23 protein-coding genes are annotated in these 22846 nt (G+C 71.4%); 7 read left to right on the top strand and 16 right to left on the bottom strand.

The genetic code is table 11. From position 1 onward, the window contains the following. Positions 1-13: 13 nt before the first annotated feature. Entirely contained in the window at positions 14-634 is a 621-nt protein-coding gene (locus tag HGA02_RS00275; RefSeq protein ID WP_013882312.1) for a methyltransferase family protein, read from the bottom strand. After that, complete coding sequence (locus HGA02_RS00270) at positions 631-1248, bottom strand: class I SAM-dependent methyltransferase (RefSeq protein ID WP_210727969.1); 618 nt, start codon at positions 1246-1248, stop codon at positions 631-633. The genes HGA02_RS00275 and HGA02_RS00270 overlap by 4 nt, the downstream gene beginning before the upstream one ends. Positions 1249-1308: 60 nt before the next feature. On the opposite strand from HGA02_RS00270, the gene HGA02_RS00265 reads away from it, so the two are divergent. The 6 genes from HGA02_RS00265 to HGA02_RS00240 all read left to right on the top strand — a co-directional run bounded on the left by HGA02_RS00265 (position 1309) and on the right by HGA02_RS00240 (position 6549). After that, positions 1309-1710, top strand: coding sequence for an ArsR/SmtB family transcription factor (locus HGA02_RS00265; RefSeq protein WP_168676250.1), 402 nt, complete (start codon positions 1309-1311; stop codon positions 1708-1710). Then, positions 1707-3674 carry a heavy metal translocating P-type ATPase gene (locus HGA02_RS00260; protein WP_168676246.1) on the top strand — a complete coding sequence of 656 codons (1968 nt, stop codon included), beginning with the start codon at positions 1707-1709 and terminating at the stop codon, positions 3672-3674. Before HGA02_RS00265 ends, HGA02_RS00260 begins: the two co-directional genes overlap by 4 nt. Next, positions 3671-4219, top strand: a complete 549-nt coding sequence (gene lspA / locus HGA02_RS00255) for a signal peptidase II (RefSeq protein WP_013882316.1) — start codon at positions 3671-3673, stop codon at positions 4217-4219. Before HGA02_RS00260 ends, lspA begins: the two co-directional genes overlap by 4 nt. After that, entirely contained in the window at positions 4216-4866 is a 651-nt protein-coding gene (locus tag HGA02_RS00250; RefSeq protein WP_013882317.1) for a TlpA family protein disulfide reductase, read from the top strand. The genes lspA and HGA02_RS00250 overlap by 4 nt, the downstream gene beginning before the upstream one ends. After that, complete coding sequence (locus tag HGA02_RS00245; RefSeq protein ID WP_013882318.1) at positions 4863-5633, top strand: cytochrome c biogenesis CcdA family protein; 771 nt, start codon at positions 4863-4865, stop codon at positions 5631-5633. The genes HGA02_RS00250 and HGA02_RS00245 overlap by 4 nt, the downstream gene beginning before the upstream one ends. A 199-nt stretch (positions 5634-5832) precedes the next feature. Further along, positions 5833-6549 carry a F510_1955 family glycosylhydrolase gene (locus HGA02_RS00240; RefSeq protein ID WP_343035166.1) on the top strand — a complete coding sequence of 239 codons (717 nt, stop codon included), beginning with the start codon at positions 5833-5835 and terminating at the stop codon, positions 6547-6549. A gap of 231 nt (positions 6550-6780) precedes the next feature. Here HGA02_RS00240 and HGA02_RS00235 read toward each other — a convergent pair whose 3' ends face one another. From HGA02_RS00235 to HGA02_RS00190, 10 genes are all read right to left on the bottom strand, one after another. Then, entirely contained in the window at positions 6781-7761 is a 981-nt protein-coding gene (locus HGA02_RS00235; protein ID WP_168676240.1) for an ArdC-like ssDNA-binding domain-containing protein, read from the bottom strand. Then, positions 7758-8807: a transglycosylase SLT domain-containing protein gene (locus tag HGA02_RS00230; RefSeq protein ID WP_168676237.1), complete on the bottom strand. Its 1050-nt coding sequence runs from the start codon at positions 8805-8807 to the stop codon at positions 7758-7760. Before HGA02_RS00230 ends, HGA02_RS00235 begins: the two co-directional genes overlap by 4 nt. A 167-nt stretch (positions 8808-8974) precedes the next feature. Continuing rightward, a complete protein-coding gene (locus HGA02_RS00225) occupies positions 8975-10402 on the bottom strand; it encodes a type IV secretory system conjugative DNA transfer family protein (RefSeq protein ID WP_343035165.1) in 1428 nt (475 codons plus the stop codon). Positions 10403-10779: 377 nt separating this feature from the next. Beyond that, positions 10780-11916 carry a DnaB-like helicase N-terminal domain-containing protein gene (locus tag HGA02_RS00220; RefSeq protein WP_168676234.1) on the bottom strand — a complete coding sequence of 379 codons (1137 nt, stop codon included), beginning with the start codon at positions 11914-11916 and terminating at the stop codon, positions 10780-10782. Continuing rightward, the gene (locus tag HGA02_RS00215; RefSeq protein ID WP_343035164.1) at positions 11876-13192 is read right to left on the bottom strand and encodes an ATP-binding protein; all 1317 of its coding nucleotides are present in this window, start codon (positions 13190-13192) and stop codon (positions 11876-11878) included. The genes HGA02_RS00220 and HGA02_RS00215 overlap by 41 nt, the downstream gene beginning before the upstream one ends. Then, the gene (locus tag HGA02_RS00210) at positions 13189-14601 is read right to left on the bottom strand and encodes an SCO6880 family protein (RefSeq protein ID WP_168676228.1); all 1413 of its coding nucleotides are present in this window, start codon (positions 14599-14601) and stop codon (positions 13189-13191) included. The genes HGA02_RS00215 and HGA02_RS00210 overlap by 4 nt, the downstream gene beginning before the upstream one ends. Further along, on the bottom strand, positions 14598-15710 hold the full coding sequence (locus HGA02_RS00205; protein ID WP_168676224.1) for a hypothetical protein: 1113 nt from the start codon (positions 15708-15710) through the stop codon (positions 14598-14600). The genes HGA02_RS00210 and HGA02_RS00205 overlap by 4 nt, the downstream gene beginning before the upstream one ends. After that, the gene (locus tag HGA02_RS00200; RefSeq protein WP_168676221.1) at positions 15711-16013 is read right to left on the bottom strand and encodes a DUF6112 family protein; all 303 of its coding nucleotides are present in this window, start codon (positions 16011-16013) and stop codon (positions 15711-15713) included. Positions 16014-16129: 116 nt separating this feature from the next. Further along, positions 16130-16558, bottom strand: coding sequence for a D-alanyl-D-alanine carboxypeptidase family protein (locus tag HGA02_RS21525; protein ID WP_168676217.1), 429 nt, complete (start codon positions 16556-16558; stop codon positions 16130-16132). Positions 16559-17122: 564 nt separating this feature from the next. Continuing rightward, a complete protein-coding gene (locus HGA02_RS00190) occupies positions 17123-17518 on the bottom strand; it encodes a hypothetical protein (protein WP_210727968.1) in 396 nt (131 codons plus the stop codon). Between the two features lie 250 nt (positions 17519-17768). Here HGA02_RS00190 and HGA02_RS00185 point away from each other — a divergent pair, with 250 nt between their 5' ends. After that, positions 17769-18572, top strand: a complete 804-nt coding sequence (locus HGA02_RS00185; RefSeq protein ID WP_168676212.1) for a prolipoprotein diacylglyceryl transferase family protein — start codon at positions 17769-17771, stop codon at positions 18570-18572. A gap of 59 nt (positions 18573-18631) precedes the next feature. On the opposite strand, the gene HGA02_RS00180 is transcribed toward HGA02_RS00185, so the two are convergent. From HGA02_RS00180 to HGA02_RS00165, 4 genes are read right to left on the bottom strand one after another with little or no spacing between them, the layout of a single operon-like run. After that, positions 18632-21589 (bottom strand): AfsR/SARP family transcriptional regulator, encoded by a 2958-nt coding sequence (locus HGA02_RS00180; RefSeq protein ID WP_168676207.1) that lies wholly within the window; start codon positions 21587-21589, stop codon positions 18632-18634. Then, a complete protein-coding gene (locus HGA02_RS00175) occupies positions 21586-22029 on the bottom strand; it encodes a pilus assembly protein TadG-related protein (RefSeq protein ID WP_168676199.1) in 444 nt (147 codons plus the stop codon). The genes HGA02_RS00180 and HGA02_RS00175 overlap by 4 nt, the downstream gene beginning before the upstream one ends. Continuing rightward, positions 22026-22451: a TadE/TadG family type IV pilus assembly protein gene (locus HGA02_RS00170; RefSeq protein WP_168676197.1), complete on the bottom strand. Its 426-nt coding sequence runs from the start codon at positions 22449-22451 to the stop codon at positions 22026-22028. Before HGA02_RS00170 ends, HGA02_RS00175 begins: the two co-directional genes overlap by 4 nt. Then, positions 22448-22846, bottom strand: a complete 399-nt coding sequence (locus HGA02_RS00165) for a TadE/TadG family type IV pilus assembly protein (protein ID WP_168676195.1) — start codon at positions 22844-22846, stop codon at positions 22448-22450. Before HGA02_RS00165 ends, HGA02_RS00170 begins: the two co-directional genes overlap by 4 nt.

The raw sequence follows: 22846 nt of genomic DNA, 5'->3' as shown, positions 1-22846 counted from the left end.
TGTCAGCGGCCCGCTAGCGGCGCAGGCGTCCGATCCAGGGGAGGAACCGCCCCACACGGGCGGCGTAGTGCGCATAGGCCTGGCCGTGCGTGGCGAGCAGGTGTGGTTCCTCGACGGCGCGGACCTGCATCTGGATGCCCGCGTGGACGACGACCAGACCGGACAGGGCCACGGCGTTCGCGGTGGTGAGGGCGAGCCCGGTGAAGGTGATGAGCGCTGCGGTGAAGATGGGGTTGCGCACGAGTGCGAAGGGCCCGGAGGTGACCAGGTCGGTGCGTTCGGTCGGGTCGACACCGATCCGCCAGGCGGTGCCCATGGCGAGCTGTGCCAGGTAGGTGGCCACGACCCCTGCGGCGGCCACGACGGCTGCTGCGGTCCGCAGGGACGGGGCGCTCAGTGCGGGGGCGACCGCGTCGAGGCCGAGGAGGTCGGCGACCGGTGCGGCGACGCCGACGAGGACCGACCCGGCGGCGCTGATCCGGTTGGCCCACCACTGCCGACTGCCCGCGGTGGCGGCCGCGAAGCGGAATCCGCTGTCCCCGGTGCGCCGGCGCTGCAGGGCCATGCGACCGACCCCGGCGAGCAGGGCCCACGTGGCGAACAGGGCCAGGGCGACGATGGCGTAGCCGCTCACCGCGGCCCAGGCCTCGTGGTCGACGGTTTGACTGCGACGCCGATGACGAAGTCACCGAAGTACCGGGTCACGGCCGGTCGTGGCAGCGTGAAGCCGATCCGTGCGAGCTCGGCGAGGAACTCCTCGGCGCTGAACCGGTCGTGCTCGGGGTGCTCGAGGAAGGTGCGGTAGGACCACCGCTGCAGTGCGTGGCGGGTCACCTCCTCGAAGACGAACTGGCCGCCCGGGCGCAGCACGCGCGCGACCTCGGCGACCGCGTCGCGCCAGGCCGGCACGTGGTGGATGACCCCGAAGTCGACCACCGCGTCGACAGCGGCGTCGGCGAGCGGGAGCTCGCACGCGTCGCCGAGCTTGACGTCGACCCGGGTCGCGTACCGGGCCAGGCGACGCTGGGCGCGCTGCACCATCGCCGGGTCCAGGTCCAGCGCGGTCACGTGGGCGGCACCCATCCGCCGGAGGAGCAGCTCGGTCCCGACACCGCGCCCGCACCCGATCTCGACCACGTCGGCCTCGTCGAGCTCGGCGCCGAGCCGCTGCAGGAGCGGTACCTCGTAGGCTCGTTGCAGCCGGGCCCGGGCCGGGTTGTTCATCAGCATCGTCTCTGCCCGGTTCATCAGCACGGCGCGTCCCCATCCCGTCTCGCAACCATCACTTCGTGCATGTATCATCAGCGCATGCAGATGATTGCCGCAAGTTCTGATGTGGCGGACCGCGCTGCCTTGGCCCCTGCTGTCGCCCTGTTCCGCGGCCTGAGCGATCCCACCCGGCTGGCGCTGGTGCGCCGACTGGCACTGGGCGAGGCACGCGTTGTGGACCTGTGCGCCGCGCTCGGGCTGGGCCAGTCGACGGTCTCCAACCACCTGGCCTGCCTGCGCGAGTGCGGCCTGGTCGACTTCCGCCCGCAGGGCCGCGCATCGGTCTACCACCTCACGCGTCCGGAGCTGATGGATCTGCTGGTCGCAGCGGAGGGCCTGCTGGTGGCGACGGGGAACGCCGTCGCGCTGTGCCCGACCTACGCAGCCCCCGCGGCTGACGACGACGACACGACCCCGGCACCCAAGGAGACGGCACGATGAGCGACGCGTGCGGCTGCAGCGACGACGAGACCACCCCCGCCGGCAAGGAGGCCGAGGAGCACGAGGCCGAGCGGCCGTGGGAGGTCAGCGAGCTGCGCTTCGCCGCGGTCGCCGGCGCCCTGCTCCTGGCCGGCCTGATCGCGGGGTCCATGGAGCAGCCCGCGGTCGCGTTGGTCCTGAACTGGGTCGCCCTGCTTGTCGGGGCGTGGACGTTCGTGCCGAGCACGTTGCGGCGGCTGGGCAAGGGCAAGATCGGCGTCGGGACGCTGATGACGATCGCCGCGATCGGCGCAGTCCTGCTGGGCGAGGTCGCCGAGGCGGCCGCGCTGGCGTTCTTGTTCTCGATCAGCGAGGGCCTGGAGGAGTACTCCCTGGCCCGCACCCGTCGAGGCCTTCGGGCGCTGCTGAACCTGGTCCCCGCGCAGGCCACGGTGCTGCGCAACGGGTCGGAGTCCACGGTGTCCCCCGGGGAGCTGCGGGTCGGGGATCTGATGCTGGTCAAGCCAGGCGAGCGGGTCGCCACCGACGGGCTGATCCGCACCGGCCGGACCGCGCTGGACGTCTCGGCCATCACCGGTGAGTCCGTGCCGGTGGAGGCCGGGCCTGGGCAGGCGGTGTACGCCGGGTCGATCAACGGCTCCGGTGTGCTGGAGGTCGAGGTCACCACCACGGCCGAGGACAACTCCCTGGCGCGGATCGTGCGCATCGTCGAGGCCGAGCAGTCCCGCAAGGGCCAGGCCCAGCGCCTCGCCGACCGCATCGCCAAGCCGCTGGTGCCTGGCGTGATGATCGCCGCCGCCCTCATCGCCGTCGCCGGCAGCCTCCTGGGAGACCCCGGCACGTGGATCGAGCGGGCACTGGTGGTCCTGGTCGCGGCCTCACCGTGCGCCCTGGCGATCTCCGTGCCGGTGTCCGTCGTCGCGGCCGTGGGAGCGGCGTCCAAGCAGGGCGTGCTGATCAAGGGCGGCGCGGCGGTCGAAGCACTCGGCGCCATCCGCGGAGTCGCGCTGGACAAGACCGGGACCCTGACCCGCAACGCCCCCGCCGTGGTGGCCGTCGTCGCGGCCCCCGGACACGCCCAGGACCGCGTGCTGGAGGTCGCTGCGGCCCTCGAGGCCCGCAGCGAGCACCCCCTGGCCCGCGCCATCCTGGCCGCCGTGCCGGCGGTCACCCCCGCGACCGACGTCGAAGCCGTGCCCGGCGCCGGCCTGACCGGCACCTTCGACGGTCGACCGGTCCGGCTCGGCCGACCCGGCTGGGTGCCGTCCGGCGTACTGGCCGACGAGGTGGAGCGGATGCAGCAGGCGGGTGCCACCGCCGTCCTGATCGAGGAGGACGGGCAGCTGCTCGGTGCCGTCGCGGTGCGGGACGAGCTGCGCCCCGAGGCCGCGCAGGTCGTGGCCCAGCTGCGCCGCGACGGGTACCACGTCGCCATGCTCACCGGCGATAACACCCTGACCGCCACCGCCCTGGCCCGGGAGGTCGGCATCGACCAGGTGCATGCCGACCTGCGCCCGGAGGACAAAGCCGCACTGGTCGCCCAGCTGCGCAACCAGCGGCGCACCGCCATGGTGGGCGACGGCGTCAACGACGCCCCCGCCCTGGCGACCGCTGACCTGGGGATCGCCATGGGTGCGATGGGTACCGACGTCGCGATCGAGACCGCCGACGTCGCGCTCATGGGCGAGGACCTGCGTCACCTGCCACAGGCGTTCGCCCACGCCCGCAGGGCCCGGCACATCATGCTGCAGAACGTCGGCCTGTCCCTGGCGATCATCGTCGTGCTCATGCCCCTCGCCCTGACCGGGGCCCTGGGGCTGGCTGCGGTGGTGCTCGTCCACGAGATCGCTGAGGTCGTCGTGATCGCCAACGGTGTCCGCGCCGGGCGCACCCGCCCCCTCCCGCACGCCGCCCCGACCGGGACGCCCGTTCCCCTCGAGCGTCCGGCACCGGTCGCCCGATGACCGTGACGACGGCGACCGCACGCCAGACGGGCGCGCGCGGCCCGGCGGGGCGACGCGTCGCAGCAGCCCTGGGGGTCACGCTGGTCGCCGCCGTCGACCTGGCCGCCAAGGCGTGGGCGGTCGCAGCGCTGCAAGACCGAGTCATCCCTGTGGGCCCGGTCGACCTGCGGCTGGCCTATAACCCCGGGGTCGCCTTCTCCGTCGGGGCCGGCGCGCCGACCTGGCTCGTGCTCACCGTCACCTCCCTCGTGACTGCCGCAGTTGGCGTGGTCGCCTGGCGGACCGCCGCCGCCCCCTCGCGGGAGCGGCTGGCTGCCCTCGCCCTGGTCCTGGGTGGTGCAGTCGCGAACCTCGTCGACCGAGCCGGGGACGGGGTCGTCACCGACTACCTGCACAGCGGGTGGTTCCCGACCTTCAACCTCGCCGACACCGCCATCGTCATCGGCGCCGCGCTACTGGTGCTGACCGGCCTTCGGCACCTTGCGCCCGATGATGCCGAGCCCAGCACACGACCGAATCGCTCCGAGGGCGAGCGGTCGACATGAGCGTCGGGGACGTGCCGGCGGTTCGGCGGCACGCGGTGCGCACCACCCCTGCCCGAGTCGGGCGCACGGCGCTCCGTGGCCTGCTCTTCGGGACGATCGCCGCGATCTTCCTCGCCGGGTGCGCGTCGGCGGTGACCGGCGGGTGGACGGAGGACGGCAGCGAGGCGGGGTACGTCTCTGGGGATGGCACCGTGGCGATGTGGGATGCCGCGGACCGCGGCGAGCCGGTGCGCTTGGTCGGCAAGGACTTCGCGGGCGCCGACGTGGACACCGGTGCATGGGCCGGTGACGTCGTGGTGATCAACACCTGGTACGCGGCCTGCCCGCCGTGCCGGGCAGAGGCGCCTGACTTGGTCGCCGCCGCTACGGACTACGCCGACGAAGGGGTTCACTTCATCGGGATCAACGGGACCGACGACGTCGGCGCTGCGCAGCCCTTCGAACGCAATTTCCAGATCCCCTACCCAAGCATCCACGACGCCGACGGGTCCGCGATCGCCGCCCTGCAGGGGCGGGTGCCGGTCGAGGCGGTTCCCACGACCGTGGTGCTGGACCGGCAGGCGCGGGTGCTGGGTCGCATCATCGGTCTCCTGGACCCGACCACCCTGCGTGAGCTGATCGACACCGCGCTGGCCGAGGCGCCGTGAGCGGTGGGTTCTGGCAGGACCTGGCCAGCACGTTCCAGGAGACCGCCTTCTCCGGGCCGATGCTCCTCGCGGTCCCTGTGGCGATCATCGCCGGAGTCGTCTCGTTCGCCTCACCCTGCGTGATCCCGCTGCTGCCTGGGTACTTCGCCTTCGTCACCGGAATGAGCGGTGCCTCCACAGGCCAACGGTCCAAGGCCGTCCTACTGACCGGCGTCGGCCTGTTCGTCCTGGGCTTCTCGGCGGTGTTCGTCCTCCTCGGAGTGACCTTCGGCTCCCTCGGGGTCGCGATACGGCCATGGCTCGCGGTCGTCATGCCCGTCATGGGTGCACTGGTCGTGCTCATGGGGTTGTCGTTCCTCGGGTGGATTCCCGGCCTACAACGCGAACGCCGCATCCACCTCGCCCCCCGCCAGGGACTGCTCGGCGCACCTCTCCTCGGTATCGTCTTCGGCCTCGGATGGGCGCCCTGCATCGGGCCTACCTTGGCCACCGTGCTGTCGTTGTCCCTGAACGAGGCCAGCGCCCTGCGTGGGGCACTCCTGGCCGCGGCCTACGCCGCGGGTCTCGGGATCCCGTTCCTGCTGATCGCCCTAGGTGCGCACCGCTCCACCGCCGCGGTGACGTTCCTCCGCCAGCACCGGGTGGCGATCATGCGCATCGGCGGGGCGCTGCTGGTCGTGATCGGCATCGCCCTGATGACCGGGCTGTGGACCGCATGGACCCAGAGCCTCCAAGGGCTCATCGGAGGCTTCGTCACCGTGATCTGAGTTCGACCCGACTGCCGGTACCGCCGAACGAACGGACACCCCTGTCACGCCGTCTGCCCCCAGGATGCGCCGAACGCGACGTACGACCCTCGCTGTCGCTGCCGTCGTGGGGGCCCTAGCCAGCTGCTCGGCTCCCGCCATCGACCAGACCGATAGGGCCGCACAATCCCCGAGCGAGCAGGGCGTGCCAAGTGACCACGTGCACGGCGTCGCGTTCAACCCCGCCGACGACAAGGTCTACCTGGCCACCCACGACGGCCTATTCCGCTACGACGACACCGGCCCCGTCCGCGTCGGCCCGGTGATCGACCTGATGGGCTTCACCATGGCCGGCCCAGACCACTTCTACGCCTCAGGGCACCCAGGGCCTGGCGTCGACATGGCCAATCCTGTCGGGCTGATCGAATCCACCGACGCCGGCGAGACCTGGTCGACCCTTTCGCGCGAAGGGCAGACCGACTTTCACACCCTCACCGCCTCCGCGGCCGGGGTCACGGGATCCGACGGAACTGCGGTGCTGAACACCACCGACGGACAGGCCTGGACCACCCTGTCACCCCCCGTCGCCACCTTCGACCTCGCAGCCTCCCCAGACGGGACCACCCTGCTCACCACAAGCCAGTCCGGGCCCGCACGCTCCACCGACGGCGGCAAGACCTGGGCACTCGTCCCAGAAGCGCCACTGCTACAGCTCACCTTCTTCGCCGACGACCAGACCGTCGTCGACGTCGCACCCGACGGGAACATGTTCCTCAGCACCGACGCCGGAACGACCTGGGCGGCGAAGGGCACCGTCAGCGAAGCACCCGAAGCGGTCACGGCACGGAACCAACCTGACGGCCAGCTCGAGATCCTCGTCGTAATCGAGGACGCACTGCTCCGGTCCGTGGACGGCGGGGAGACATTCACCAGCTGACACTGGCCCCGGGCACGCAAGAGCCGGACGTCGACCCGGCCACTCAGTGCGAGAAGAAAGCCGCCACGCAAGTCGCAAAGTCACACGCGGACGAGCCTCGAAGGGCCCACCGAAACTCAGAACCAAAACCCAACGCACCGAAGACCCTTGGAGGACGCTTTCCGGTGGTCAGTCGCCCGCTACTGTTCGGTGCTTCGTCGGAGAGGCCATCGAGCGGCTGCCTCCCTCAGCTCACGATTGGCCGAGGCATCGCGGTTCCGCGCTCGCTGTGCGGTTGCCGCTGATTGCGGCTTCCACACGTTCCTCGGGCCCGCTACGGCGTGACGGCCGCTGATCCATTGCTCCGCCGAGCAGCAGGCTCCGGGCCGTGGTCACGACGATGGCGACGGAAGCCTTCGCCGCGTCGGGGTCTCCGAAGGACCACCCAGCGATGTACGCCGTGGAGTACGCCTCGGCGGCGACACCCGCGTGAGTCATCACGATGTAAGCGACGGACTCGGCCTCGACCTCAGCCTGGCCTCTGCAGGCGAAGTCGGTGAGGTACCCCGGGAACCGAGTGGGGTGGTCGGCTCGAATGTGACCGAGCTCATGAGCGAGTGTCTTCGCGGCGTGCGCCGGGTCGAGGTCGACGCGCACCCGGACGCGGTGCCCCGCTGGGTCTGCGAACCCGTTGACCCCGAGCGGACAGGGACCGCGCTCGAGAGCGTAGCCGTCGTCCGCAGCGAGCCGCGCAAGGTGGTCCCAGAGCCCCGCCGGCGCGTCTCCGCGCAGCAGGGTCGGCTCGGTGTCGGGCAGGTCGTCGCCGGTGGTCTGTGCGACGTCGAAGACGTGGACGACCTTGAACCCGTGCAGCACCCTCGTAGGTTCGTCCGCTTCGGGCGAGGGTGATCCGCTGGGCAGCGCCTGGGCACTCTCATCCCGCTGCCGATACAAGCACGGCGCCAGGATCGCGATGCCGTGCTCACCCTTCACGACGCGCCTTCCCAACGCGTTCCACGTGCGGATGCCGGCGACCTGAGTCGCGTCGGGCCGCTGAGCGGCGATGAGCAGGATGTTCGACGGAGAGTAGGTCGTGAACCGAGCGGCGACGCGAAGCATGGCAATCCACGCGTCGGAGCTCATGAGGTCCTCGACCGCCTGCACGAGCTGGGCGTGGATGGCGAGCAACTTGTCGTCGCTCGACGGGGCCTGTCGTGAACGCATCATGCTCATCGCCCGGGTGGTGCCGGGTGGGACGTACCGGTTGGGAGCAGGGCACCGCGGCACACAGGATCCGACCAACCGAGGTAGCCACTGCCACGGAGGTAGAAGCTGTTGAGGCGGCCGAGGCTCAGCAGGTAGACGCCGCCGTGGTTGCCTGTCGCCGCGTCGAAGGCGCTGTTCGACGTCACGAGGATCTGCTCGGGGTCGCACCGCCCGGGATCCGCTCGCACGACGATCGAGACGTGTCCGAACGGGCGGCCGGTCTCGAAGAAGACGAAGGAGCCGAGCGGCGGGCAGCGGTCGCCTGGATGCGCGTGCCCATCGGCGACCATCGTCTGCCAGTGCACCTTCGCCGAGGTGAATCCAGAACCGACGTACCCGTACGCGCGACACGCGAGCCTGTCGCAGAGCTGGTCCCACCCTGACTTCACACCGACGTAGGCGAGCGCGTTGCTCACGGCGGTCGCGACGTCGTCGGAGGTGCCGGGTGGAACGTTCACGGTTCCGTCGCCGAGCTCGGGAACGCATCCATCGCTGGTCGGGGGATCGGACGACGTCGCCGCCGGCTCGGCCGCGCTCGGCGAGGGGTTCTCCTCGCGGCTGTCCGGCGGGTCGCTCCCCGACCAGGCGCGAACGCGCTCGTCGACGTTCGAGATGAACCTCGCCGTGACGGTCGGGATCGCGGGGTAGCTGCGCAGCCTCGACTCGCCGGCGTTGTGCGCGACGATCAGTGCGTCAAGCTCCGGGATCGACGCCGACGGCCAGTCCGGGTGCTCGGTGCGGATGCCCCGGACGCCTGCGAGGCGGGCGCAGAGGTAACGGCCGGCGACGGAGGCGTGGATCTCCGGCTGGGTGACGTCCCAGCGACCGTCGTGGTCGAGATCCGCAGACCACGGGTGGCCGTAGTGCGCGCGCCAGATGCTCTGGTTGAGCTGAAAGAGGCCCCAGGTGCCGCCGTTGCTGTCGTCGGCGTACGCGTCCGGCCGGAATCCGGACTCCTGCGCCATGACGGCCGCGATCCACACCTCCGGGAGGTCCGGGCACCCTGCGCGCACCTCGCGGATCCATGGCCGCGCCTCCGGCGGGACGGGGGCGCGGTCATTGAGTGGCCCCAGTGCGGACGTGCTGATGCATGCGCCTGCCTGGAGGCCGACTCCGATGGCCGTCACGACGGCGAGCGCAGGGACGGCCACGACACCGAGGGCGCCGAGGAGCTTGCCGATCACGCTGGCACCGCCGTCCCGGTCGCCGTCGCGTGCTCGACCGCACGTTGGTCGACTCGAAGTGCGGTCGCGTCGGGTCGGGCGGTCCACGGGGAGAGGTCGATGACCGTGGGCGCCGTCTGTCGCAGGAGGAGGATCGCGGTCCCGAACGGCAGTGTGCGCAGCACCGACGCCGGCATCACCGGCACGGTACGCACGGATGTCGATGAGGACCGCTCGCCGCCGCGGCCGGACGACCGGGTCTCGGTGAGCTCGTCGATCTCGCCGAGGAGGCGCGCGACGTCGTCGAGGTCGCGGTACTTCGCGAGCCCGCCCAGGACGACCTTGACCGTGGCGGCGTCCCAGATCGCATCCGCAGCGTGCTCGCCCCAGCGCGCCCGAGCCTGTGCGAGCGACTGCAGGACGGCCAGGGTCGTGATCCCTGATCCGCCGCCCTCCGCCATGAGCGAAGGAAGAGAGGGGAGCGGTGTGAGGTTCGCGATCTCGTCCAGCGCCAGCAGGAGCGGGGGGTCGAGGCGCGCGCCGGAGGAGCGGGCGGCGACGGCTCGCGCGGTCTCGGTGATGTCCTCGACGAACGCCGCGATCAGCGGGGCACACGATCCGGACGTGACGGCCGACGCCAGCATGTACAGCGTTCCGGCCTCCGCCAGGAACGTGTGCGGGTCGAACTCTGCGCCGGCCGCCGGGTCGACGGCCTCGAGAACGTCGGGGTCGGCGAGCGCTGCGAGCGACTGCCGGACGCCGAGCCAGATCGAGTCCCGCGTCCGCGGGTCGGAGTGGATCGCCGCGTCCAGTGCGTCTGCCCAGCCGTCGGCGGACGACGTTCGATTGAGGATGGTGACGGCGTCCTCGGCGAGCGCTGGGTTCAGCGACCAGCGGTAGAGGTCCACCGCTCGGCGCCCGTCGAGTGCTGCGGCATGCAGCAGGCACCGGAGCGCGGTCTCCGTCTGGCCCGCCCAGAAGTCGGAGTCCGACACGGTGTGACCGAAGCCCGCGCCCGCCGCGAGCCCGCGCGCGCGGACCAGCGCGGTCCGTGGCGTCTCGCACCCGCGCACGGGCGACCACGCGAGGCCCCCAGGAAGTCCTGCGAGTCGCTGCGGGTCGAAGACGGCGACTGGACCGTTCCGACGCCGATGGCGCAGCGTCACGGCGAGGGTGTCAGGGCGTGTCGACGTCGCGACCACCGCGCCCGGTGCGTCGAGGACCCACGGCACGACGACGTGCAGTCCCTTCCCCATGCGAGGCGGGCCGACCACGAGCGCCGAGTCCTCGACCGAGCACCACAGGTCGTGCCCCCGGAGCGAGCCGAGCCGGTACCCGACCTGGTCGGCCGGTACCGGACCGGCCAGCGATGGGCGGACGACGCTTGCCTGTCGACGCACAGCCCGCGCGCCGGCGACCGCGATGACCTGGCCGGGTGCGGCCATGCCGGGGAGTGTGCGGAGCGCCTGGACGGCTCCGGACGTGCTGACGATGCGGCGCCTCCAGCGCGACACCGCGACGCCGCCGCCCGCGAGTGAGACGACGACCAGCGCTGTCCCGAGCCAGTAGGGGCCGGCGCCCGGCAGGTCGGCCGGAAACGGCCACGCGGTCGACGGCGAGGAGGCGTGCCGCAGGGCGACCAGCGGCGGTACCAGCCCGCCACGTGGGAGACCACGCCCCGTGAGGAAGCATCCGACAGCAGCTCCCACCCACAGGACACTGGCGACGACCAGAACTCCGCTGAGAGCAGCAGTCGCCAATGACGTCAGGTCTGGTCCGCCGGAGCGTGCTGGGCCGGGGCGAACAGGCGGCCGCGGCGACATCATCGTGCGGCGCCGTGCGCCGCGATCGCCGGCGGTTCGACGATGCGAACCGTGGTCGGCTCGGTCGCCGGGCGGGGCTCAAGCGCGCGCGCGATCGTCCGGAGCGTCGTGGTCACCGCCCGTCCCGCGTCGACGAGGTCGCCGATCTCCAGTGAGACGTTCGAGGCGGCGGCCTGCAGATGCTCGGCTCCGACGTCGGCGATCTGGCGCGCCTGGTCCGCGGCGACGAGTCGCACAATCTCCCGCGGGTGCACATACCAGGAGTCGTCGACGGTCTGCCGCAGCAACGCCAGGCTCGGCAGCTCTGGGCCGTGATGTGCGTGGGCGGTGGCGGCCCAGGCGACGGTCACCACGTCGACGTGACGCCCGAGCTCCGCGAGCTCGAGCGTCGTGCCGTACAGCACGCGCCACCCAACGTCCTCGATCCGCGTCGGGGGCAGCCAGCGGGAGACGTCGGAGATGCGCCCCGGGTGTGCGATCAACGACCCGACGAGGAGTGCGACATGCAGGCGCTCCGACTCGCGGTCGCGCGGCGGGTGCGCCGTCAGGTACTTGTCGGCCGCAAGACGAGCAGCTCGGCCCGTGTTCCGGGCCGCCGCGCGCAGCTGTAGCGGGACGACGACGTCGTCGTGCGGTGTCCCGGTGGCGTCGGACCACCTCATGTCGACGCGGTCGAGGCCGGCGTCGACGAGCGAGCACGTCGCGGTGAGGGGACCAGCGCTCAAGTCGTTCGCACTGGCGAGAGCGGCCGCCTGAAGCAGCACGCCGAGGCCGGCAACTTCTCGGCGGAGTCCGTTGCCGGCGACCATGCGCGCGTACTCGGCCGGTTCGGGCGCCGGGGGAGTCATGTGGATGAGGTCGGCGAACCGCGGGAGGTTCGCTCGTCGAGTCCCCAACCTGTCCACCAGCACTGCGGCCATCGAGTGTGGATCGCGGCCGCCGACCGGCTCACGCTCGAGGAGCGCGGTGTAGACCTGGCCGTGCCACGAGTCGGCGAAGTCGTCGGCTCGCAGCCACGGCCGGACCGAGCCGAGGGCTTCCGGTCGCAGCATCAGGCCGCCGAGCGTCGCCTGCTCGGCGAGGCGCACGAGCTCGTCATGCCGCATCGCGATCATCTCCACCGGTGGGTTGGTCACGCATCGCTCGGTCTGTGTCGATGAGGTCGAGCTCCACGGGATGAAGCACGTGGTGCACGACCGTGGCTCGGCTTGGTGTCCGCCAGAGGCCGGTCCCGCGAGGAAGCAGCGGAAGAAGGTCCCGCTCCGGCCGAGTGAGGCCGAGCGCGGTTTGTGTCGCGGCGAGCTGATCCGACTCCTGGCGGTAGACGATCCGGGTCGAGCAGTCGGCGAGCAGTCCTTCCGCGAGCGCCCGGGCCTCAGAGCCGCGCTTCCCGACGGCGTCGAGATCGGTGAGGCGGTGCAGAACGAGCAGGTTCGCGATCCCGTGGGCCCGCGACAGCTTGCAGTGGGCCTGGAGGCGGCGGACCAGCGCCACGTCGCGCATCAGGCGCCACGCCTCGTCGTAGATGACCCAGCGTCTGGCGGACGAGCCCTCGAACGTCGACTCGAGCCACGCGGCCGAGCACGTCATCGCGATCGCGAGAGCGTCGTCGTCCGTGCCCAGCGCCGACAGGTCGAGCACGACCATGGGACAGGTGGGGGAAATGCGCGCGGTCGACGGGCCGTCGAACATGCCGGCGAGATCGCCCCGGACGAGGCGGCGCAGCGCGTGTGCGACGTCGCGGCCGTCGAGCGTCCTGTCGGCGACGGCGATGCCGTCCTGCCGAGCTACCGTGCGATCGGGCGTCATCAGGCTTTCGACGACGTCGGCGACAGTCGGGCACCCCGCCTGCGCGGCGGCGGTCTTCAGGGCGGCATCGAGCGCGCCGCGTTCGCGCGCCGACACGTCGCGTCGCAGGCTGCTTCCGACGCAGGCCGCGAGCAGCCGACCCCGTGCGCCGTCATCGCCTGCGGCGGACACGTCGAGCGGGTTGATCCTCGAGGGCTGCCCGGGCCCCAGGCGGATCACCGTCCCGCCGACGGCTTCGGCGACCGCTGCCCACTCGCCCTTCGGGTCACCCGGGACGTAAACCCGACGGCCGGCAGCGATGGACCGGAGGGCGAGCGACTTCGCAAGGGCTGACTTCCCCTGCCCGATCACCCCCGCCAGGACGACGTTCGGGTTGGTCAGCTCGTCCCGGGCGTAGAGCGCCCACGGGTCGAAGCAGTAGAGCGAACCCGTTAAGGCGTCGACGCCGACGGGGACGCCGACGTCGCTCGGGACGGTGCCCAAGAAGGGGTAGGCGCCGGCAAGGACAGCCGTCGACGCGCGGTGCGGCGGCAGTCGAAGGGTCCCAGGGCGGTACCGCCCCGGCGTCGCGCGGAACAGCCGGCGACGCGGCAGCCCGGTCACAGGACACCTCGCGCGAGCGGTAGGCACGCGGCGAGGTGCGCCGCGCCCTGCTGGCCCACGAGTCGTCGCACATCGCACAGCGACTGCGCCGCAGCTGTCTCGAGCGCTGCGCACCGTCGGGCCAGCTCGGGCTCGTCGTCCGCCGAGACCGAGACGAGCCCCGTGAACCGGACGTCGCCATGGCCGGCGACGAGCTCCGCCTCTCGTCGTGCCAGCTCCGCGACCTCTGCGCGCGTCACCTCGCTCTCAACCTGACCGAGTCGCGCCCGCTGCACGGCGTCAGCGGCGTGCTCGGCCTTGGCGCGCCGGATCTCCCTGAGCGCCTTCGCGATCGGCAGCGGCTCTGCGGTGAGGGAGAACGTCCGCCGAGCCGCGCTCTCGAGCAGCATCGGCTGGAGGAAGCCCGGATGCACGTCGCTCCGCGGCCACTCGGCGATCCAGTACGTCGCGTGCACGGCCTCAGCGGTCACGAGGTGCGTCCAGTGCTCGTCGACACCCGTCGCTACCGACGTCGTCATGGCGCCCTCAGCCCGGCCGCTGGGTCCGGGTTCGTAGGACGCTCGGATCGCGTCTAGCAGGTGCTCACGGTCGAGCCACCCTGACGACCTGATTTCAGCGGCCTCCAGGGCGGCTTCGACGTTGCTGAGGGTCGTGGCAGTCGCCTCGACGTCGGTGGAGGACATGCCACGCTGACTCCCTCGAGCCAGCTTCATCGAGACGGCGACGAACGCCTCGTGCACCCACGGGTCGACGAACGAGGTGTCGATGAGCCGTGTGAGCTCTGTCGTGACGGCGTCGCCGTGCTGGACGCAGTGCTCCGCCCACCAGGCGCGCGGCCGTGACATGCCGCCCGGGCGCGTCCGGACGAGCACCTGGACGCGCACGACGTCTCGCTGCTGGCAGAGCGCTGCCAGCACGCGCCCCCACGCGCTCACCCGGTGGTCCTGGGTGGCGCCGTCCGTGAGGAGGAATCCGGTGCCGTCGACACGCAGTGCGGCGCAGACGGTGCCCGCTGCTCGATCGATCGCGAGCACCGCGCCGGCCGACGGGCAGTCAACGAGGTCGATGGGGCGGGCCAGCCCCGGAACGAGAACGCCGTGCGAGTTGCGGCCACGCGTCGACAGCGCCGCAGTCGTGCGCCCGAGCGCCTTCCGGATGCACCACTCGGCGGCGACAGGCGTCCAGTCCACCAGGGGTCGGTCGCTGACGCTGACGGTGCCGACCGCGAGCAGGAGCCCCCAGGCTGGTGATGCCGATACGAGTCCGGCAGCGCCCGACGAGTAGACCGCCCCCACGGCGACGGCGAGCGCAACTGCCACGACGCCGAGCTGAGCCGCGGTGAGCCCGAGCAGGATGCCTCGACTCTCCCGGCGCCCGAAGCGCGTCGGCGCCGCGGTGCTCGAGGTCATGGTTGCTCACCGGCTGACGAGGGAGTGGGGTGCGGGGGAGGGCTAGGCCGCTGCGGCGCCGCCACTCGTGCCCCGTTCCCTGCAGCGCGTGCACCGCGAGCGGCGGCGCTGACGCCAGACGTCGCAGCGCTCATCGCCAGCTGCTGCGTCACGTGCCGGCTCGTCGTCGCTGCGGACCGCGCCGCCCGACTGATCGGGTTGGCGGCGACGGCGCTGTGCATGACACCCGCCGCTTCCATCCCCGACCAGTGCACGAAACGCCACGTCAGCCACGGCGCCCAGACGGCGATGGCCAGCAGGAGGATGCCGACGAGCATGTCCGACAGCCCGGTTGCACCGACCTCGGCGACGCGCGTCGGCGCACTGACGCCGGCATCGCCGGCGAGTGCCGACGAGCCCACGACGAACGTCACCACGATGACGATCTTCGAGAACACCAGTGCGGCGACCACCTCGATCCACCGTCGCGTCCAGACGCGCGTCTGGTCCCAGACGGAACCTGCGAAGGCGATCGGAGCGAAGACGGCGACGAGCACGAGCGCCGCCTTGCGGAACAGCAGGACTCCCCACAGGAGGAAGAAACCCACGATCAGCGCGAATCCGAGGAGCAGCTGCAGCCCGGGTGCGAACGTGAGCATCGCCGCGAAGTCGAAGAACCGCGCGGCCGCATCTGCCACTGTCGTCCCCGCGCTGCGGGCGATGTACTCGCAGACGCCGTCCACCGCCGTCAGCGCGAGCTGCGTCACCGCCAGCGCCAGCACTGACCCGACGAGCGCCTTCGCGACACCGACGACCGCGCGCACGAGCCCGCCGGGCTCGCGCCGCACCACTGACGCCATGACCTGGACGACGAACAAGCCGACGATCATGGGGAGGGCGACGGCCGTGATGACCGCGACGTTGTCCCGGAACCACGCCACCCCGAGGTCGATGGACGTGGTGGAGTCGAGCGCGGCGACAGCCAGCTCACCGACCTGTGCGGCACTCTCGACGAAGCCGGCGCCGAGGCTGCCCAGCACGTAGTCGGCCGCCGCCTCTTGGGTCGCGTTGGCGACGTCGCAGACGAAGGCGATGGGGCCGACGCATGGATCGACAATCGCGACGGACATTCAGATCTGCCCGCCCAGGCCGGAGAAGAACGCGACGATCGCGTTGGCGCCGCCGATCAGCAGCGCCCCCGCCGCGCACACGAGTACACCGGTCTTGCCGCCCGACGCGTACGAGTAGTTGCCGTTGCCTCTCGCGACCGCCCACACGATCACCGACACGATGACGCCCGCGACGCACGCGACGAGGCCCCACGTCATGAGCGCGCCGACGACCTCCCGTGCCACCCCGAGCCCGGGAAGTCCGCTCTCGTTCGGCGTCACGCCGGGGTCGCCCAGGCGGCAGCAGACGGATTGCGCGCTCATTCGACTGACCTCCACATCGCCTCAGCCGTGGGCACGGCCTCTGTCGGGAGGTGCGCGGCCGGTCACCCAACGTGCGACGCAGCCGGGTCCATCGCGTGCGCGACCTTCCCGCCAAGTCAGCGCTGGGTGGCTTCTATGGCGTCTCGTCCGGGCACGTACTCCCAGTGCCACGGCTCGTAGAAGCCGGAACCGCCCTTCCGGGCCCACGCGGGGTTCTCCCAGCCGAAGGCCCCGGCGTTCTTCGCGAGCCAGCGACCACGCGCACCCGTGTACGCATCGCTGCAGAGGTCCACGGCGAGCCCCCAGCCGTGGTTGGACAGGCCCGCCGGAGCCGCGACGGCCCCCTTCGTGCGACGCAGGGCGGCCTGCTCTTCATACGTCCGGTAGCCCGACGAGAGACAGATCGGCTCGCCGAACACCACGGCGTATTCGTCGTTGAGCGCGAACAGGGCAACGACAGCATCCGCCCTGTCCTCGAACGGACGCTGCCATAGCGCGCACAGCTCCGACCGAGGTACCCGACCGTTCGTGCCAGGGTCGGTCACGACGCCGTCACACGCGTCAGGACCGTCGTCGGCCTCCGGTTCCGGCCGAGCCGAGGAGCGGGACGCTCGTCCCACTGCGAGACGCCTCGTGTCCCCGCTGCTGCTCGCTACAAGCGATGCAGGAGGTACGAGGTCGGGAAGCTCGGAGGTGAGCGCCTCGACCGTGCTGGGGCCGGCCGAGGACGTGGACGGGCGAGCGGACGCCCCAGTGCCCGCGAGCGCCGACACGGTTGCGCCTAGCGACGTCGCCAGAGTGACCGCCACGGCGACCTTGGCCGGCGCTACGAGGCGGGACGGTGTTCTGCGTCGTGGCGTGCTGTGCCGCTCGTCTTGTCCGTCCCGCCCGTGCACGGCCGTCGGCCGTCCTGCGCTGTGTCGTCCCATTCCGTGTCTCGGGCTTCGCGGGGACCGGGGGCAACGAACGCCCGCATCTGACCGGCCTGCCGCGGTGCCGAATGCTCCTTCGCTCGTGCTTTCTGCTCGGACACGGGCGCCAGCGGGCGAGACCCTGCCGATCGGACGCGGCTCGGGGACTCGATCCGCCGTTCTCCGTTGCGGCCACCGCTAGTGATGCTGGGCGTGCTCCGCGGGGGTTGTGGGAGCCGAGGGCTGTTCGCTGATCAGCGGCCCTATCACCACGGTCGACAGAGCGAAGGCGATTCCGGACACGGCCAGAGCGACTCCCGGAGCCCACCAGGAGCGGAAGCGCCGACGTAGGCGGAGCAGGAAGGGGATGGACGCGGCCAGCCCGATGACGGCGAACACCACGGTTCCTCCAGCACCCGCGACGAGAGCCGTACCGATCAGTGGCCCGACGTGGTGGAGGACGTGCGGAGCCAGACCCGCGACGAAGCCCATGGCTCCCGAGACTGCGGTCCACACCGCGCGCAGCCGGCCGGCCGTCGCTGGCGGGCGCTCGGGGGCCGAGTCGGCTCGAACGCGGGCTTCGACATCGGTCATGGCGCCCATCGTGGAGCGGTTCCACATCTCGCTCGGTCGAGGCTTGGTGAAGTTCCGACTAAGCCGTCAACGACCTGGCGGCCTGTGAAGCGCTGCTTGGTCGCGTCAACGCGTTCGGTCCTCCTGTTGACCAAATCTTGACGGCAAGAAGATCGGGACGGCGGTGCTGCAGCTCGAGGATCGGCAGTGCTCACGGACGCCGTGGGCGTCGCGCGGAGCCCTCCTCTGCCGACGACGAAAGGACTCTGAGGTGCAGCCAGTTCTCTTCTCGATCTTCGGCGTCGACGTCCAGTCGTACGGGGTGAGCAAGGCGGTCGCGGCGCTCCTCGCCGCGTATGTGCTCGGCCGGGCTTTCACCCATCGCGGGCTTCGTCGGGACGATGCTCACGCGCTCGTGATGTGGGCGACGATCTGGGGTTTCGTCGGTGCGAAGGTCTACTTCCTGCTCGAGCACGCCGACGAGGTGACATGGCACCATCTCGGGGGCTCTGGCTTCACGTGGTACGGCGGACTGGTGGGTGGGGTCGCATCCTTCTTGGTCGTCGCCCGCCGCAGGCACCTGCCGACCGCGGTAGTCGTCGATGCCGCGGTGATACCGCTGACGCTTGCATACGGCGTCGGCCGTGTGGGGTGCTGGCTGTCGGGGGACGGCACCTACGGCAAGCCGACGACGCTGCCGTGGGGCGCTGCGCTGCCTGACGCGACCGTGGCAACCGACGTGCCAGTGCATCCCACACCGCTCTACGAGGCGCTCGCCGCGGTGGCGATCGCCGCAGTGCTCTGGGCGCTCCAGCGACGATGGCGGCCAGAGCTCGAGCTCCTCGGTGCGTACCTGGTCCTGTCGGGTGTCGCGCGGTTCCTGGTTGAACTTCTGCGCCTCAACGAGCACGTCCTGCTCGGGCTGACGCAGCCCCAGATCTGGGCCGCCTTCAGCATCCTGGCGGGCGTCGCTGTCATCAGCCACGGCCGCGCACGGACGCGCGCACGATCACCTCTGCAGCGGCCCGCGATCGACGAAGCGATGGCCGGCCGTGAGCCCGCTCGACGCCGCTGACGTGCCGCTCGAGGAGGTACAGCTCGCCCGCAAGAGGTGAGGCGAACTCCGCCGGTCCGCTAGAGCTGTTCAGGATCGAGGTCCGAGTTCCGAGCCACAAACTGCCTCTGGCGCGCCCGGGCTTGCTCCACGCCGCTCGTCGCGGCGGTCGTCTGCACCACGAGATCCTGCAGGGGGCGCGAAAACGGCTCGGCCATGAGTCCTCGCAACGCGACGTCGAGGGCCTCGCGGTCCCGGTGCTCGCCCGTGAGCGCCTGAGCAAGGGCGAGCGATGCGTCGGCAATCGTGCTCGACATCCGTTCGATGTCCGGGTCAGCCCAGGCGAACTGTGTTCCGGCGACGCCCTTGAATGGCGTGTCGCGGACGAGGTCGAGCGCACCGCGCAAGAGGTCGACGCGGGCATCGCCCGAAGCGCCGGCGGCTTCGTTGGCGAAGCGTTGGAACCTCTGCCAATCGCAGTCCACCTCGTGGCCCAGCCGGTACATCCCGTCCGGTCCCACGAGGGGGAGCACTTCTTCGCCGACCTTCTGCCTCGTCCTGTAGACGAGTGCGTTTCGAGTTCCGGCGCTGATCCTCGCGCCGGCCCACAGCACGTCGTCCAGCTCGGCGCCGGTCGCAGGTCCGTGAAGGGCGAGGTAGACGATGAGTTCGGTCATCCTCGGGCTGAGACTGTCTGTTGGCGTCCGCAGGCCTTCGATCTCCACGTGGCCGAGCACGCGGACGAGTACCGGATCGGCGTTCTCATCAGAGCTCCGGGCGACCGCCGTTTCTGGCGGCTCCCTCAGGAGGTCGAGCGGGTCCCCGCCCGGACCTGGTGCTACCCCCGCCGGTGCCGGCGGTACGGACGTCAGAAGCAGTTCATGGAGGCGCTCGGTCGTGGCAGCGTCGAGTCGCTGAGGGCGGAACCGGATCTCCCAGGGCACGAGTGTTGCCTCGCCCTCAGGCGAGATGTCGAGCCGCCATCCGGCGGCTGCGCTGTCTGTCGTGACCAGCGCGGTACCGCTCCACGGCGCGCACTCCGTGCCCACTGCCTCGTGCTCCGCAAACACGATCGGCATGCTGGAGTCGCCCGCATGGCGATCTCCCCGTGCTTGGAGGACGTCGTCGACGCCGGTCGCCGTGAGGTGGTGCGCGACGCGTCGCGCGAGGGTCTGCCGTTCGGCGTCGTCGTGTCGCCCGCGCATCCGATGTGCCTCGAAGACCTCGGCCAGCCGCGACCACTCGGAGTCGACGACGACGGTCACGTCGCTGGAGAGCGGAGACGTCGCAAGCTCGACGAGCAGCGCTCGCACGACGTCCTGGACGTGAGTCTGCCCGGTGACGACGAGCGTGCCCGCTGCCTCGAGGTTCACGAGCAGCGTCTGCGACTCCGTATGACCAAGGACGACGACGAGAGGGTGCGGGACGGACTGCTCGCTGTCCTCCATCGGACGCTCCGCCGCGATGTCCGCGGTCGCCGCCCGCCACGTGCGGCTGTCGACCGCGACGAACGGGGTAACGGGCTGCACGAAGTCTTCCGTCAGGAGCACGGTCAGGGAGTGCTCGTCGAGGAGCATCGCGCCGATCCGTGGGAGGTCGAGTCCGGCGTCGAAGCACCGACATCCGAGGTTCGCGAGCGCGACCTTGAGGGCTGCCGGGCTCACCGGCGCCGGTGCCGCCCGGAGCGAGCGCTCGGCGGCAGCCGCTCCGGAATCCGGAGTCGGCATCGGGATGAGCTCACCTGGCCGGCGCGCTCGGTGCTGGAGGCGGCGGCGCCGGACGATCTCTGCCACGACACCGGCTGCACCGAGCGCGGTCAGCCCGAGGTACCAGAGCTGCTGGTTCGCCTCTCCAGGTTGGTCAGTGGTGCCCTGATCCCGACCTGCGCCTGCCGCGAGGTCCGCCAGAGCGGGTGCTGTTGCGGCATCGCTCAGCTCGGCGTCTGGCGTGGCAGTCTCCTCGAGAGGCGACCCGACGGCCGGCGTCTGACTCCCAGTGGCCGCGCTCGGGCGCACCGGTTCTGACGTCGCGGCCGGCGAGGTGATTTCGGCTTCGGCTGCCGGGAGGGCAGCGTCCATGCCGGGCATCTGCAGGACCCACCCGGGCCTGATCAGGTCGGGGTCCGTCAACGTGGTGCCGTCGCGCTGAGTGGTCCCGCGGTTCGCGTCGAGGATCTCGCCGTAGCGCCCACCGTCGCCAAGGTGCTCGGCCGCGAGGTCCCAGAGAGTGTCGCCCTGTTCGACGGTGACGGTCGCTGCCGCCTCGTGTGCGGGAGCCCCGGGTGCGGGCTGCACGCCCACCGCATCGCTCGGGAGCTCAAGCGTCCAGCCGGGCAGGATCCAGTCAGCGTCCTCGAACGTCCGACCATCGGCCTGCAGGCGGCCTGCGTTGAGGTCCCGGATCTCGACGTACCGCGCACCGTTGCCCAGGTGGCGTTCGGCCAGGCTCCACAGGGTGTCGCCCCTCTCGACGCGGACGATCGGTCCGGTGGTGGGCGTGACCCCAGCGTCGACCGCGGGCTCAGGCACAGACTCAGGCTCGGGACTCAGCGGCGGTCGCTCACCATCGGCTGGCCCGTGCGGTACCACCGGCGCGGACGCCAGCGTCGCCGGCGACGCGAGGGCCGGCGTTCCAAGCGCGGCCACTCCGGAGCCGACCGAGCCCAGCAGCCACACCGACGCGACGAGCCTCGCGGCCACGCGTTGCACCCCTGGCAGGCCGGGCAACCGCGGTGATGCCGCCCGCTTGAGGCTCGCGACGACCTCGACGACGACCGATGCAGTGAAGGCGAGCCACGCGAGCCACGCCGCGGCGGCGAGCACGAGCAGGAGGAGCGCGCCGTCGTCCGGACGCGTGACGAGGTCGGCCGGGCTCTCGGACGCTGCGAAGGCCCCGCCCGGTACGTAGGAGGGGGCCAGGGCGACAAGCGCCAACGGCACTCCGAAGACGAACGCCGCCAGGGTCGCTACGGCAGCGAGCGCGCGGACGACGTCGTGGGTGTCCCGAGCCGTCTCCGATCGCGCAGATGACGCGGTCATGGCGCACCTTCTCCTGTGCTGTCGACCAGCGTGGCCGAGGCGCTCCCTGTCACCGTGAGCTGCTCGATCCCGAGGAGGCCGAGGAAGGCGGTGGGCGCGGTGTCGGTGACGGTGACCTCGACGTGCGTCCGGTCGCCGCTGACCGTGACGGAACCGGTCGCGCCCACGGTTGCCAGGTACGCCTCCGCAGCACGCACGGCGACCGCTCGGTCGACCCGGTCGTGCTGGCCGGTGACGGCGGCGGGCAGGTCGAGTGCCTGGCCGCCGGCACGAGCCGCCTCTGCGGCCACAGCATCGGCGCGCTGCGTCGCCCGCAGCTTCGCTCCGCCGTCGGCGACAAGCCCGACCAGCACGAGCAGTCCGAGCATGCTGATGGCGACGAACACCGAGACCGATCCCCGGTCGGAGTCCGCGACGAGAGCCTGCAGGCGGGCGTTCATCGCGACCGGTACCTGTCGAGCGGTGACGTCGACGACGCGGTGATCGAGCGGGAACCGGGGATCGCGGGCGCCACGAGGTCGCCGAAGGTGACCAGGCAGACGATGGAGACCGAGACGCTGCCGTCGCTGCCCAGTCGCGCGGCAAAGCCGCTGGTGTCGACGCTGATGCTCGAAGAGGTGCAGCGCGCTTCGTCGAGGCCCGCCCGGGCTGCAGCTGTCGCCGCGTCTCGGGCACCCTCCGGAGACCGAGCGAGCGACGCCTCCCGAGCGGCCGCGCGCGCTGCCTGCTCGACAGCAGCTGCCGCGGCGGTGACCCGTCCGGCCACGACGACGAGGGCCAGGAGCAGCAGCAGCGCAGGCGCGATGATCGCGAGTTCGAGAGTGACCGAGCCGCGGTCGTCGTGAGGTGGCAGGCGAATCATCCGGCGTCCTCCCTGACGAAGCGCTCGACGGGCGCGTGCGCGGAGGCCTGGACTGCCAGGCCTCCGACGCCGGGAACGACTGACAACGAGCGGCCCGTCACCACCACCGTGATCTCTCCGACGCGCCCTGCCGAGGTGGCAGTGGCATCGACGAGCGTGTCGGACCCGTGGGCAGCGATGAAGGACAGTGCGCTCGCCTGTGCGGCGCCCGGCCCAGCGTCGAGCGCGCGGCCGGCGGCGACGCCCTCCTGCGCCGCCGCGGTCGCGACCGACTGCGCGTGGAACCACAGCCCGTACTGGATGAGCGCGGTCACGATCAGCAGCAGGGCGGGGAAGAGGATGACCAGCTCGACGCTGGCCGACCCCTCGTCGCGCGGGCGCTTGGCTGACGACAT

It is taken from the genome of Cellulomonas septica, from assembly GCF_012396155.1.
Lineage (GTDB): Bacteria > Actinomycetota > Actinomycetes > Actinomycetales > Cellulomonadaceae > Cellulomonas > Cellulomonas septica.
This window is presented reverse-complemented; position numbering and strand designations above follow the sequence as displayed.

Bases quoted from the DNA above. Each gene is read 5' to 3' on its own strand.
- HGA02_RS00250 (WP_013882317.1), top strand. From the start codon at position 4,216: ATGAGCGTCGGGGACGTGCCGGCGGTTCGGCGGCACGCGGTGCGCACC.
- HGA02_RS00200 (WP_168676221.1), bottom strand. From the start codon at position 16,013: ATGAGCGCGCAATCCGTCTGCTGCCGCCTGGGCGACCCCGGCGTGACG.
- HGA02_RS00170 (WP_168676197.1), bottom strand. From the start codon at position 22,451: ATGATTCGCCTGCCACCTCACGACGACCGCGGCTCGGTCACTCTCGAA.
- HGA02_RS00265 (WP_168676250.1), top strand. From the start codon at position 1,309: ATGCAGATGATTGCCGCAAGTTCTGATGTGGCGGACCGCGCTGCCTTG.
- HGA02_RS00165 (WP_168676195.1), bottom strand. From the start codon at position 22,846: ATGTCGTCAGCCAAGCGCCCGCGCGACGAGGGGTCGGCCAGCGTCGAG.
- HGA02_RS00210 (WP_168676228.1), bottom strand. From the start codon at position 14,601: ATGACCTCGAGCACCGCGGCGCCGACGCGCTTCGGGCGCCGGGAGAGT.
- HGA02_RS00260 (WP_168676246.1), top strand. From the start codon at position 1,707: ATGAGCGACGCGTGCGGCTGCAGCGACGACGAGACCACCCCCGCCGGC.
- HGA02_RS00225 (WP_343035165.1), bottom strand. From the start codon at position 10,402: ATGGCCGCACCCGGCCAGGTCATCGCGGTCGCCGGCGCGCGGGCTGTG.
- lspA (WP_013882316.1), top strand. From the start codon at position 3,671: ATGACCGTGACGACGGCGACCGCACGCCAGACGGGCGCGCGCGGCCCG.
- HGA02_RS00190 (WP_210727968.1), bottom strand. From the start codon at position 17,518: ATGACCGATGTCGAAGCCCGCGTTCGAGCCGACTCGGCCCCCGAGCGC.
- HGA02_RS00180 (WP_168676207.1), bottom strand. From the start codon at position 21,589: ATGACCGCGTCATCTGCGCGATCGGAGACGGCTCGGGACACCCACGAC.
- HGA02_RS00205 (WP_168676224.1), bottom strand. From the start codon at position 15,710: ATGTCCGTCGCGATTGTCGATCCATGCGTCGGCCCCATCGCCTTCGTC.
- HGA02_RS00175 (WP_168676199.1), bottom strand. From the start codon at position 22,029: ATGAACGCCCGCCTGCAGGCTCTCGTCGCGGACTCCGACCGGGGATCG.
- HGA02_RS00270 (WP_210727969.1), bottom strand. From the start codon at position 1,248: ATGAACCGGGCAGAGACGATGCTGATGAACAACCCGGCCCGGGCCCGG.
- HGA02_RS00235 (WP_168676240.1), bottom strand. From the start codon at position 7,761: ATGAGCATGATGCGTTCACGACAGGCCCCGTCGAGCGACGACAAGTTG.